Genomic DNA, 12,068 nt, shown 5'->3' with positions numbered 1-12,068 from the left:
AGTCACCCCTTATACGTAGAAACTTCCTCATCCTGACGGCTGTCAGGCGTATTGGCAACCCTTTCTATATCGGGGAGGATCCCGCGCCAGCCAAACTGCGTGAGCGCCTGCATCCAGACGGCGTCAAGCCCTGCTTCAATACGCAACGGCTCGCCGGTCACCGGATGGGTTAGCTCAAGCTGGCTGGCATGGAGCATCAACCGGTTACAGCCGAAATGCTCCGCTGCCGCGCGATTGTGCCGCAGATCGCCATGTTTGCTGTCGCCAATAACAGGATGGCGTAAATGCGCCATATGGCGGCGTAGCTGATGTTTACGCCCGGTTCGCGGGGCCAGCGCCACCAGGCTGTAGCGCGCGCTGGCGTAGCGCCCTATGGCCACCGGCATTTCGCAGACGGCGACGCCGCGATAGCGCGTGAGCGCAGGCTGAGGCGCTTTATCCGCGCGGCTATATTTATCGCCAATTTTATCCAGTTCCTCACGTAGCGGATAATCAAGCGTCGCATCGCCTTCCAGCCAACCGCGCACAATCGCATGGTAATGCTTCTTGATTTGATGGGATTCAAACTGCTGGGCCAGCCGCCGCCCTACATCGCTTGACAGCCCCATGAGCAGCACCCCGGAGGTAGGGCGATCGAGGCGGTGAACGGTAAATACATGCTGGCCAATCTGATCGCGCACGGTCTGCATGACGACAACTTTTTCATCGCGATCGAGCCAACTGCGGTGCACCAGCCAACCGGAGGGCTTATTTACCGCCACCAGCCACTCATCCTGATAGAGGATCTCAAGCATTATTCATCCCCGAACAGGCTATCGAGCGCAACCAGCGCCGCCAGCAGCGCTTCGCGCTGCGGCCAGTCTGCCTCAAGCGCCATTTCATAATAAGGCGCAACGGCAAACGCATCGGGGAGAGGGTGCCCGCCATCCAGCAATGCATGCATACGCGGCAGCAATACCCATTGCAGCCACTCGTGCGGTTCAAGCGTATCCATGCAAAAGGGTTGGGTGCTGGAAAAAGCATCCTGCGCAGGTGGGGAGAGCTGCCAGCGCTGGCCGTCGCGCAGGATATATTCAATCTGCAAAAGCCGTTCGCGCACGGCGTTGCGGCGTTTCATGAAAACCTCGTCACAAAAATCGAAAGTGCGCCAGAATATCACGCTGGACGCCAGCGCTGAAAAGCTCCCATAAAAAAGTAGGGGCACTGCTTTCACAGTGCCCCTGGTTCGTTTTGCAGCAATCCAGCTACCTTCAGTGCTCCCTGCTCATCCTTGACAACTTTTCCCGCGGTCTTCCTGACCAACACTCCTTCGCTATTGCTTCCTGCCATCATCCTGATGAAAGCGACCGCCATCCTGACGTTCACTGTGGTCCTCATGACCCGCCTTCTGTCCCGTCCGGCTCCCATTCTCCGTCCTGGAGGTGTCCTTTAACGCATTCCTGCGTTATCCTTTCGCTTCGTTCCTGAAGCCTTCCCTGTAGCGCCAACCCCGGCGTGTTCCTGCTTTCTGAAGGGATATCATCCTGATACCGCCTTCTTAATTTCGACTCCCTGTCGATGGATATAGATTCGCCTAAACCGGTTCGGTTTACAACCCTCTTACATTTAGAAAAGCCGTGAGCTTTCGTTCATAAACCTTAAATGCCTTTATAATCCCCTGATAAACATAATATTATTGCAAATAGTGTGGGATTAACCCGACGAATCAAACAGCGATGTCCTACATCTGATGTAAGAGATCTCTCACAAAGTGCAACGCGAAAGACTGTCACGGGGTTTGTGGTTCAAGCTGTGATAAAAATACGCTCAGGGAAGGAGACAGTAAGGTCTGGCGAGAAGTTCCCAGCGTTTCAAGGATAACTTCGCCGGTAACATTCGATAAAGAGATAACCTCCAGTTCGCTGCGCAACGTGCCAATAAACAACGTAGGCGTTAATTTTAAACGGCGCTGAATCAGTAAATGGCCAATCTGGTTTTCCTGAACGCGACGAAAATCATCCGCGCTCCAGGCCTGAAGCAGCGTAAAAGCGTGTTCTCCCAACCGCGCCGTCATATCGCCGGCAAACTGTGTGGTGTAAAAAGCATGCGCCTCATCGCGCACCGCGATATCCAGCGCCTGTTCCACGCCTTTCAGCTTATCCTGCGGCGTAAACGGCTGAGGCTGCCAGAATACATGCCCCTCACCGGTAGCTGTGATGCAGGGGGACGGCACGCCATATAATTCTTCGCTGCACGGCCCCTGGCCATTCGCCTGCAGCCATGCTTTACAGTAGCGCCGGGTAAAATCGGTTAAAGCCTGCGATACGTCGTTCAATTTCTCTCTCCTTGCACGGTAAGCTACACTACGCGGCTGATTGTACCTGCTTTACAAAGGCAAAACATGACCGGATACGATAACCACCAGGCGCTCAGCGCCCTGACGCTCGGTAAAATAACCGAATACCGCGATACTTATGACGCAACCCTGCTTCAGGCTGTGCCGCGTAGCCTCAATCGCGACCCGCTGGGGCTAAAGGCCGACAGCCTGCCGTTTGACGGCAAAGACATCTGGACACTGTATGAACTTTCATGGCTGAACGCGCGCGGGCTGCCGCAGGTGGCCGTCGGACACGTCGAGCTGGACGCCCGCAGCGTAAATCTGATCGAATCCAAAAGCTTTAAGCTTTACCTGAACAGCTTTAACCAGACGCGTTTTGACAACTGGCAACAGGTGCGCAATACGCTTGAGCGCGACCTTAGCGCCTGCGCGCAGGGCGAGGCGCTCGTTACGCTGCGCGCTCTTAACGAGCTGGAAGGTTTGCCGGTAGCGGCATTCGCAGGCCACTGCATTGACGATCAGCCAATCGCTATCGATAGCTACGAATTCAGCGCCGATTATTTGATTGATGCGGCAGGCGGCGAGGTAGTGACAGAAACGCTGGTCAGCCACCTGTTGAAATCTAACTGCCTGATTACACATCAACCAGACTGGGGTTCAGTGCAGATCCGCTACTGCGGCCCGCGAATCGATCGTGAAAAACTGCTGCGCTATCTGGTCTCCTTTCGCCATCATAATGAATTTCACGAACAGTGCGTGGAGCGTATTTTTAACGACATCCAGCGTTTTTGCGCGCCGCAAAGCCTGAGCGTATACGCACGCTACACGCGCCGCGGCGGGCTGGATATTAACCCGTGGCGCAGCAATACCGCGTTCACGCCCGCCACGGGCCGCCTGGCGCGCCAGTAGCCTGCATAATTTATGCCGCCGGGGTGTTAAAGCGAGGCGGCCAGGTCTATTGTAATCACACAGGGCAACGCGCTTATCGCCCATAAGGAGCTTACTTGATTACACATATCAGCCCGCTTGGTTCTATGGATATGCTGTCGCAGTTGGAAGTCGATATGCTTAAACGCACCGCCAGTAGCGATCTTTATCAGCTATTTCGCAACTGTTCGCTGGCAGTGCTTAATTCCGGGAGCCAGACCGATAGCAGCAAGGAACTGCTGTCGCGCTTTGAACATTTCCACATCAACGTGCTGCGCCGCGAGCGCGGCGTTAAGCTTGAGCTTATTAACCCCCCGGAGCAGGCGTTTGTGGACGGTCAGATCATTCGCTCGCTCCAGGCCAATCTGTTCGCCGTGCTGCGCGACATCCTTTTCGTTAACGGGCAAATAGCCTGGGCCGGCCACTTCCAGAAACTGAATCTGGAAAACTCCAGCCATATTACTAACCTGGTGTTCTCAATTTTGCGTAACGCGCGTGCGTTGCACGTGGGTGAGGCCCCTAATATGGTTGTGTGCTGGGGCGGACACGCCATCAACGAAACTGAATATCTCTACGCGCGCCGCGTCGGCACCGAACTGGGGTTGCGTGAATTAAATATCTGCACCGGCTGCGGCCCCGGCGCAATGGAAGCGCCCATGAAAGGCGCTGCGGTAGGCCATGCCCAGCAGCGTTATAGAGAAGGCCGGTTTATCGGCATGACTGAACCTTCCATTATCGCCGCCGAACCCCCAAACCCGCTGGTTAACGAACTGATAATCATGCCGGATATTGAAAAACGCCTCGAAGCTTTCGTGCGCATCGCACACGGCATCATTATCTTCCCAGGCGGTGTGGGTACCGCTGAAGAGCTGCTCTACCTGCTGGGGATATTAATGAATCCGCATAATCACGATCAGGTGCTGCCGCTGATACTCACCGGCCCGCACGAAAGCGCCGATTATTTCCGCGTACTGGATGAGTTTATTGTTAACACGCTCGGCGAGCAGGCGCGCCGACATTACGAAATCATTATTGACGACCCGGCAAAAGTAGCGCAGCGCATGAAGCAGGCAATGCCGCGCGTCAAAGAGAACCGTCGGGAAACCGGAGATGCCTACAGTTTCAACTGGTCAATACGCATCGCCCCGGATTTACAAACGCCCTTCGCCCCAACGCATGAAAATATGGCAAACCTCAACCTCTATCCTGACTGCCCGGCTGAGCAACTGGCCGCCGATTTGCGGCGCGCGTTTTCAGGCATTGTGGCAGGAAATGTTAAAGAGATGGGGATTCAGGCTATTGAAAAACATGGCCCATACAAAATTCACGGCGATCCCAATCTCATGAAACGAATGGACCAACTGCTTCAGGGCTTTGTCGCTCAGCACAGGATGAAACTGCCGGGCAGCGCCTACATACCCTGTTATGAAATTTGCGCCTGATTATTAAGGGAGACTGAAAGCGAATGCCAGTCGGTGAAGCCAGCCGGCTGGCTAATATACCCGCAAAGCGTTAACGCACGCGCAGATTTTTCCTCAGGCTAACAGCCTTAGCCCACACTCTGTTTAACGCATTTACACCCGCGCCCTTACCGGCTGAAATGCCTCCCGCCGTGCCAATAAGTGATAGCGATCACGAATAAATGCTGTTTTTGCAATTTATTTAACAAAACACAAACATTGCCAGAGAAAACAGCTGGCAACAGCGATATTTACCCCCACACTATTGATCAAATCAACCACACAAATTAAAAATAACAGTACAAAACACCACCAATTTATTTACAAAAAGTGAATTAATGTAATTGAGATCGCGATCACTGATAGATTACGCTTGCCAATGTATCTTTGCGCCCCGAAGCCCGTTGCGGGCAAAAATCACAAAAATAACGCTCTGAACAGTATTTCCTTTCGCAGTCACGCAATTTGACATTGTGATTGACTAATTACATGACATATTTCGTTCCCCCAGGAGATCGATTAATGGATACCACCCAAACCGGCACAATTGCTTCTGTCGAGACACGCAGCGCCTGGCGCAGGTCAGATACTATCTGGATGCTCGGCCTTTACGGTACGGCAATTGGCGCAGGCGTGCTGTTCCTGCCAATTAACGCGGGCGTTGGCGGAATGATCCCGTTGTTTATCATGGCGGCGCTGGCCTTCCCGATGACCTTTTTCGCTCACCGTGGTCTGACCCGCTTTGTGCTGTCGGGTAAAAATCCGGGAGAAGATATTACTGAAGTGGTGGAAGAACATTTCGGCACTGGCGCAGGCAAGCTCATCACGCTGCTCTATTTTTTCGCCATCTACCCCATCCTGCTGGTCTACAGCGTGGCTATCACTAATACGGTTGAAAGCTTTCTGACCCATCAGCTTGGTATGCAGGCGCCGCCGCGCGCTATTCTGTCGCTGATTCTTATCGCGGGTATGATGACCATTGTACGCTTTGGCGAGCAAATGATAGTGAAGGCAATGAGCGTGCTGGTATTCCCGTTTGTGGCAGCGCTAATGCTGCTGGCGCTTTACCTGATTCCGCAGTGGAACGGCGCGGCGCTGGAAACGCTCTCATTAAACAGCGGCGCAAACGCGGGCAGCGGCCTGTGGATGACGCTATGGCTGGCGATTCCGGTAATGGTTTTCTCCTTTAACCACTCGCCGATTATCTCCTCTTTTGCCGTCGCCAAACGCGAAGAATACGGCGCAGGCGCCCAGAAGAAGTGTTCTAAAATACTTGCATACGCACACATTATGATGGTGCTGACGGTAATGTTCTTCGTCTTTAGCTGCGTACTGAGCCTGTCCCCGGCGGACCTCGCTGAGGCAAAAGCCCAGAACATTTCTATCCTCTCTTATCTGGCGAACCATTTTAACGCGCCGCTGATCGCCTGGATGGCGCCGATTATCGCTATCGTCGCTATCACAAAATCCTTCCTCGGCCATTATCTGGGCGCGCGCGAAGGCTTCAACGGCATCGTTATCAAGCAGCTTCGCAGCCGTGGTATGAATATCGAAATCAACCGCATGAACCGCATCACCGCCATTTTCATGCTGCTCACGACCTGGCTTGTGGCAACGCTCAACCCAAGCATACTCGGCATGATTGAGACGCTGGGCGGTCCGGTTATCGCAATGATTCTATTCCTGATGCCGATGTACGCCATTCAGAAAGTACCGGCTATGCGTCAATACAGCGGCCACATCAGCAACGCATTTGTTGTGATTATGGGCCTGATTGCCATCTCCGCAATTTTCTACTCTCTGTTGAGCTAACTTTTCAGCGCCGCGCTTCGCGGCGCTCTCCACTGTATTTTCGGGCAAAAGCATCATGATTAGCGTTTTCGATATATTCAAAATTGGTATCGGTCCGTCCAGTTCTCACACCGTCGGGCCAATGAAGGCGGGTAAGCAGTTTGTGGATGACCTTATCGCTAAGGGCCTGATTAATGACGTTACCTGCGTCGTTGTGGACGTGTACGGCTCACTGTCGCTGACCGGACGAGGGCACCATACCGACATCGCCATTATTATGGGCCTTGCCGGCAACCTGCCGGATACAGTAGATATCGACAACATTGCGCACTTTATCCAGGACGTGAATACGCACGGCCGCCTGATGCTGGCAAACGGCAGGCGTGAAGTGGCGTTCCCGATTGACCGGTGTATGAATTTTCATGCCGATAATCTGTCATTGCATGAAAACGGTATGCGCATTACCGCCCTGGCAGGCGATCGGGCCATTTATTCTCAAACCTATTACTCTATCGGCGGCGGTTTCATCGTTGATGAAGCACACTTTGGCGTAATGCAAACTTCGCCGGTTAAGGTTCCCTGGCCCTACACCAGCGCCGCTGATTTACAGCGCCACTGTCGCGAAACGGGCCTGTCCTTATCCGGGCTGATGCTGGAAAATGAGCTGGCGTTGCACACACACGAGGAGCTAAACGCGCATTTCGCCGCCGTATGGGACGTGATGCGCGGCGCAATCGCGCGCGGCACGACAACCGAAGGCGTATTACCCGGTAAACTTCGCGTTCCGCGTCGGGCTGCCGCGCTGCGCCGTATGTTGGTGAGCAGCGATAAAGTCAGCCATGACCCGATGAGCGTCGTGGACTGGATTAATATGTTCGCGCTGGCGGTAAATGAAGAAAACGCCGCCGGGGGACGCGTCGTTACCGCGCCAACCAACGGCGCCTGCGGCATTATTCCGGCGGTGTTGGCCTATTACGATAAATTTATTCGCGAAGTAAACGCCAACTCGCTGGCCCGCTTTTTGTTGGCCGCAGGGGCCATCGGTTCGCTGTATAAGATGAACGCTTCCATATCCGGCGCGGAGGTGGGGTGTCAGGGAGAAGTGGGCGTGGCATGTTCTATGGCCGCCGCAGGCCTGGCCGAACTGCTTGGCGCAAGCCCCGCGCAGGTTTGCATCGCTGCGGAAATCGGCATGGAGCATAACCTGGGGCTAACCTGCGATCCGGTCGCAGGCCAGGTGCAGGTGCCGTGCATTGAACGCAACGCCATCGCAGCGGTGAAAGCCGTTAACGCCGCACGCATGGCGCTGCGCCGTACCAGCGAACCGCGCGTGTGTCTGGATAAAGTTATCGAAACCATGTACGAAACTGGCAAAGATATGAATGCCAAGTACCGCGAGACTTCCCGCGGCGGCCTTGCAATGAAAATTATTGCCTGCGACTAAAATAAAAAGGAGACGTCTGACGGGCGTCTCTTCCGGTTGGCGACAAAGTAGGCAAAAGGATATTTTGATCGCTTTTCGCCCGGCGGACGGAAAACAATCATTTGATCTCTCAGTTTTATTTTCCTGGTTTTCATGCCGAAACTATTCGGCATGGCGTTTACCGACCACACGGGCGATGCCTGTCAGGCATTCTGTGCATAATGCGCATTTCATAAGTTAAAATTGCTTTAATGCTCCTCCTGCTTTCGACACAAAGCCCGCACTCAACGACGGCCTGTAAAATAAAACCCTGGCAGCGGTAAAGCCAAACATTACAGAAAATTCAATTTAACCAAAATTAAACACTCGCGCCACAATCACTCATTATAAACGTTGGTTTTCACTTCCCTTATTATGAACATGTTCGTAGCCGGGCTGTTTTCTGAATACCATACCACTTGCCTTATTAAGGCTGACAGCGCAAAGAAATCTAATTTCTTAAAAAATACAGAATATAATTTTTAATTTTATGCTTATTTATTTATTTTATATGAGCACAGGCAGAAAGCACGATAAATTAAATATCAGAACACACTTCTGTCTGACTGTTTTGTTGTAAAGCGCAGTGCGTAATATGCAGCCTTATAGCATTCTGAGGCAAATGGGGGCCTTTATCCTGCGGGTAGACCAACAGATATTCGCCATCGCGACAGGTGACAGCGCGCCTGTCGATATGATGTTGAACGCTCTGTTTAATTAAGCGCTGTTTATCAGCATCCATATTTTCACCATAAAACAGTACGTTACACCCTTCCACTCTCCCCAGCTCAATATCGTTCTCAGCGTGGGGATAGAACAGCATTCCAAAACACAACATACTTAATAAAATAACGACCCCGACACACAATGCGAAGCAAATACGCAAATAAGGGATCCTGTGCTTAACCTGCGGCGCCTCCGGGCCATCAATAGCGGAAGCAGGCAACCGGGCGAATACCGGCATTGCGCTGCCGTCATCGCTGACCGCGCACACGGAGATATCTTTATGTAGTAAAAAACCCAATTTTGGAATAGTAATAATAACATCATCTTCAATACCAAAATCGCGCAACATTCTTCTGAGTTTACTGACGCAGTGATTCAGATTATTGTTACTCGACACCATTCCGAATTCGTCCCAGACCTTATGAAAAATCTCTTCACGGCGTACGCTTTCTCCCTGATGCAATATCAACAATTCCAGCAGCCGCCGGGCAGGATTTGATATTGTCACCACCTCTTCACAATTATCTACGGTATAAAGCGCGTTCGATTCTGGTTCGAAAATAACCTGGTCGCAAAGAATATATCTCATCAACAATCCCCTGTTATTTCTTTCCAACAAAATGGAACGGCCATAATCATCTATTTGCCGTACCGTGCGCCAGATGTCAGGCTGAAAGATAACAAATAAAACCATGATGGCCCCTACCCACTGGCCGGGCGCACATCAGGTATTTTTCATTACTTACGGAAAGAATTTAAATTTTGCAAATATTACACCATCTACTATCTGTTTGAATATTTTAGTTAAAAATTAATAACAAATAACCTTAAACACTTCCTGTAAGCTAAATTAAAATGAAAATCACAAATCAATACTTATATTAATAAAAATTAAGAAACTAACATCTTAACTCTATCGGCAGGTAACCATATATTCTTCTGCGCAAAGCCTTAACAGGGTACATACAGCATGGACTGCAACATTTTTTTGGTTATTATTTAACCTCAATACCAGGCGCTGTGAAACCATAAATGCAGGAAATTAACCACATAAGTAGTATTTCTGTCCCTGAAGGTATAAAAATGACAAAATACCTTCAGCGTTTAAGGAGGGTAAGAGATGGCGGCACATCTATTAATTGTGGATGCTTTAAATCTGATTCGGCGTATTCACGCTGTGCAGGGTTCGCCATGCAGACAGGGCTGTCTGGGGGCGCTGGAACAATTAATTACGCACAGCCGGCCCACCCATGCGGTGGCCGTCTTCGACGATGCCGCCCGTCACCACGGCTGGCGGCATCAGCGGCTTCCCGACTATAAAGCAGGCCGGGCGCCTGCGCCGCAGACGTTAATACAGGAACTTCCCGCGCTGCGCGAGGCATTTATCAGGCGTGGAGTACAGTGCTGGTCAACGCCGGGAGAAGAAGCGGACGACCTGGCGGCCACGCTGGCGACGCGGGTTGCCGAAGCGGGCGTTGACGTCACGCTGGTTTCTACTGACAAAGGCTATTGCCAGCTCCTTTCTGCGCGCATTCGCCTGCGCGATTATTTTCAAAAACGCTGGCTGGACATGCCCTTTGTGGAAGCGGAATTCGGCGTACAGGCGCAACAGTTGCCCGACTACTGGGGGCTTGCAGGGATCAGCAGCAGCAAAATACCCGGGGTGCCGGGTATTGGCGGCAAAAGCGCCGCGCCGCTCATTCGTCAGTATCAGACGCTGGAAACGCTGTATGAAAACCTGAGCGATATCCCGGCAAAGTGGCGTACAAAACTGGCGCAACAGCGTGAACTGGCCTTTATCAGCCGCGATGTATCGCGGCTACAAACCACACTCAGGCTTAACGGCAATCTTCAGCAACTGCGCCTGGCCTGTTAACGTTCATCGCGCCGCCCGCCCAGCGCAGCCCAGATGCGCCGCACATGCACGGTAACCTCTTCACGATCGTGGTATAGCTGGCGCGCCTGTATCTGCGCGTTAACGCCGTTTGCATCCAGCTTTTCTCTGATCTGCGCCAGATTCTGCGATACCTCTTCGTAGCGCTTTTTCATCGGCAGCTTAAGGTTGAAAATTGTCTCGCGGCACCAGCCGTTAACCAGCCACTGAGCCATAAGCGCGGCCACTTTCGCCGGTTTTTCCACCATATCGCATACCATCCACGAAATATTGTTGCGATCCGGCCGATACCGGAACCCGTCTTCACGCAGCCAGGTGACCTGGCCGGTATCCATCAGGCTTTGCGCCATCGGGCCATTGTCAACGGAATATACCCACATGTTGCGTTTAACAAGCTGATAGGTCCAGCCTCCGGGACAGGCGCCGAGATCCACGGCATACATGCCGTTTGCCAGCCGCTCCTCCCATTCATCCGCCGGGATAAAAACGTGAAACGCCTCTTCCAGCTTAAGCGTAGAGCGGCTTGGCGCATCTGCCGGAAACTTCAGGCGCGCAATGCCCATATAATAAGGCGAGTTATTATTAGTGTACGAATAGCCGGTATAACAACACCCCGGCGCAACAAAGAAAACGTGAATCACCGGCCGCTTTGCCGTTTCATAACGCGTCAAAACGCCAGCCTCACGCAGCGCAGCGCGCAGCGGCACGGTAAATTTTCGGCAAAACTTCATTAACTCTTTGCTTTCGTTAGTGTCCGCGACTTCCACACGCAGCTCGCCGCCTTTTTCCACGACGCCCTGAAGCATCCCCACCACCGACGTAATGCGATCGTGCGCCGGCAAGTCCTTCAGTAATTCCCCGGCCACAAACATCTGACGGGCGAAAATCAGCGTACTAAACGGTAGCGCTCTGGCAAGCTTGTCCGCCTCTTCTGGCTGATAGCACTCAAAAATAACATATCCGCTGTTGTCCTTAACGCGGGCAAAACCAAAAACCCCCTGCTGTGCCGCCTTATCGGTGATTTCCGCCGCACACTCTTTTTCAAATCCCTGGCGGCAGTAAAGGATCACCTTATTATTCATGCACAACACCTTTTCGTTTCAGACGCAACGCGCCAATCAGCATTAAAACCCAGCCTGCGAGGAAACTTACGCCGCCTACCGGCGTAACGTAGGCCCACAGGCGCAAATGGGAAAGCGCCAGACAATACAGACTGCCGCTAAACAGTACCGTGCCCAATGCCAGCAACACGCTGCTCCAGTAAAACCAGATGCTGATACGGCGCTGCATCGCAACGGCCAGCCCAAAAATAGCAAGCGTATGGAAAGCCTGATATTCCAGGCCGGTCTGTATCCACCCCATCTCCATCACGCCCAGCGATTTACTCAGCACGTGCGCGCCAAACGCGCCTAACGCGACAAAAATAAAACCGCTGATAGCGGCAAAAATAAACATAAAACGGCTGGTCATTATGCAATCCTGATTATTGCG

The 12,068-nt window shown here is 52.4% G+C and carries 11 protein-coding genes; 5 read left to right on the top strand and 6 right to left on the bottom strand.

Annotated features, from left to right (window positions below; all coding sequences use genetic code 11):
• Positions 1-2 precede the first annotated feature (2 nt).
• The 3 genes from truC to syd form a co-directional block, all read right to left on the bottom strand.
• Positions 3-794, bottom strand: coding sequence for a tRNA pseudouridine(65) synthase TruC (gene truC / locus JJB97_RS06275; RefSeq protein WP_238713174.1), 792 nt, complete (start codon positions 792-794; stop codon positions 3-5).
• Positions 794-1,117 (bottom strand): YqcC family protein, encoded by a 324-nt coding sequence (locus tag JJB97_RS06270; protein ID WP_238713173.1) that lies wholly within the window; start codon positions 1,115-1,117, stop codon positions 794-796. Before JJB97_RS06270 ends, truC begins: the two co-directional genes overlap by 1 nt.
• A gap of 651 nt (positions 1,118-1,768) precedes the next feature.
• Positions 1,769-2,314, bottom strand: coding sequence for a SecY-interacting protein (gene syd / locus JJB97_RS06265; protein WP_238713172.1), 546 nt, complete (start codon positions 2,312-2,314; stop codon positions 1,769-1,771).
• Positions 2,315-2,380: 66 nt separating this feature from the next.
• Here syd and queF point away from each other — a divergent pair, with 66 nt between their 5' ends.
• The 4 genes from queF (at position 2,381) to JJB97_RS06245 (ending at position 7,939) form a co-directional block, all read left to right on the top strand.
• Complete coding sequence (gene queF, locus JJB97_RS06260; protein ID WP_238713171.1) at positions 2,381-3,226, top strand: NADPH-dependent 7-cyano-7-deazaguanine reductase QueF; 846 nt, start codon at positions 2,381-2,383, stop codon at positions 3,224-3,226.
• Between the two features lie 95 nt (positions 3,227-3,321).
• On the top strand, positions 3,322-4,686 hold the full coding sequence (gene ppnN / locus JJB97_RS06255) for a nucleotide 5'-monophosphate nucleosidase PpnN (protein ID WP_238713170.1): 1,365 nt from the start codon (positions 3,322-3,324) through the stop codon (positions 4,684-4,686).
• A 540-nt stretch (positions 4,687-5,226) separates the two neighbouring features.
• Positions 5,227-6,516: an HAAAP family serine/threonine permease gene (locus JJB97_RS06250; RefSeq protein ID WP_238713169.1), complete on the top strand. Its 1,290-nt coding sequence runs from the start codon at positions 5,227-5,229 to the stop codon at positions 6,514-6,516.
• A gap of 55 nt (positions 6,517-6,571) precedes the next feature.
• The gene (locus tag JJB97_RS06245; RefSeq protein WP_238713168.1) at positions 6,572-7,939 is read left to right on the top strand and encodes an L-serine ammonia-lyase; all 1,368 of its coding nucleotides are present in this window, start codon (positions 6,572-6,574) and stop codon (positions 7,937-7,939) included.
• 556 nt (positions 7,940-8,495) lie between these two features.
• Here the strand turns inward: JJB97_RS06245 and JJB97_RS06240 are convergent.
• Positions 8,496-9,272, bottom strand: a complete 777-nt coding sequence (locus JJB97_RS06240) for a winged helix-turn-helix domain-containing protein (RefSeq protein ID WP_238713167.1) — start codon at positions 9,270-9,272, stop codon at positions 8,496-8,498.
• A 531-nt stretch (positions 9,273-9,803) separates the two neighbouring features.
• Between JJB97_RS06240 and xni the strand changes: the two genes are divergently transcribed.
• Complete coding sequence (gene xni / locus JJB97_RS06235; protein WP_238713166.1) at positions 9,804-10,559, top strand: flap endonuclease Xni; 756 nt, start codon at positions 9,804-9,806, stop codon at positions 10,557-10,559.
• On the opposite strand, the gene rlmM is transcribed toward xni, so the two are convergent.
• Positions 10,556-11,659 carry a 23S rRNA (cytidine(2498)-2'-O)-methyltransferase RlmM gene (rlmM, locus tag JJB97_RS06230; protein ID WP_238713165.1) on the bottom strand — a complete coding sequence of 368 codons (1,104 nt, stop codon included), beginning with the start codon at positions 11,657-11,659 and terminating at the stop codon, positions 10,556-10,558. The genes xni and rlmM overlap by 4 nt on opposite strands.
• Positions 11,652-12,047, bottom strand: coding sequence for a DUF423 domain-containing protein (locus JJB97_RS06225; RefSeq protein WP_238713164.1), 396 nt, complete (start codon positions 12,045-12,047; stop codon positions 11,652-11,654). The genes rlmM and JJB97_RS06225 overlap by 8 nt, the downstream gene beginning before the upstream one ends.
• Positions 12,048-12,068: the final 21 nt, after the last annotated feature.

Source organism: Tenebrionibacter intestinalis (assembly GCF_016632365.1).
Classification (GTDB): domain Bacteria; phylum Pseudomonadota; class Gammaproteobacteria; order Enterobacterales; family Enterobacteriaceae; genus Tenebrionibacter; species Tenebrionibacter intestinalis.
Note: the sequence above shows the minus strand (reverse complement) of the source record. Positions and strands in the feature narration are given on the sequence as shown.

Bases quoted from the DNA above. Each gene is read 5' to 3' on its own strand.
- truC (WP_238713174.1), bottom strand. From the start codon at position 794: ATGCTTGAGATCCTCTATCAGGATGAGTGGCTGGTGGCGGTAAATAAG.
- JJB97_RS06270 (WP_238713173.1), bottom strand. From the start codon at position 1,117: ATGAAACGCCGCAACGCCGTGCGCGAACGGCTTTTGCAGATTGAATAT.
- queF (WP_238713171.1), top strand. From the start codon at position 2,381: ATGACCGGATACGATAACCACCAGGCGCTCAGCGCCCTGACGCTCGGT.
- JJB97_RS06250 (WP_238713169.1), top strand. From the start codon at position 5,227: ATGGATACCACCCAAACCGGCACAATTGCTTCTGTCGAGACACGCAGC.
- JJB97_RS06245 (WP_238713168.1), top strand. From the start codon at position 6,572: ATGATTAGCGTTTTCGATATATTCAAAATTGGTATCGGTCCGTCCAGT.
- JJB97_RS06240 (WP_238713167.1), bottom strand. From the start codon at position 9,272: ATGAGATATATTCTTTGCGACCAGGTTATTTTCGAACCAGAATCGAAC.
- xni (WP_238713166.1), top strand. From the start codon at position 9,804: ATGGCGGCACATCTATTAATTGTGGATGCTTTAAATCTGATTCGGCGT.
- rlmM (WP_238713165.1), bottom strand. From the start codon at position 11,659: ATGAATAATAAGGTGATCCTTTACTGCCGCCAGGGATTTGAAAAAGAG.
- JJB97_RS06225 (WP_238713164.1), bottom strand. From the start codon at position 12,047: ATGACCAGCCGTTTTATGTTTATTTTTGCCGCTATCAGCGGTTTTATT.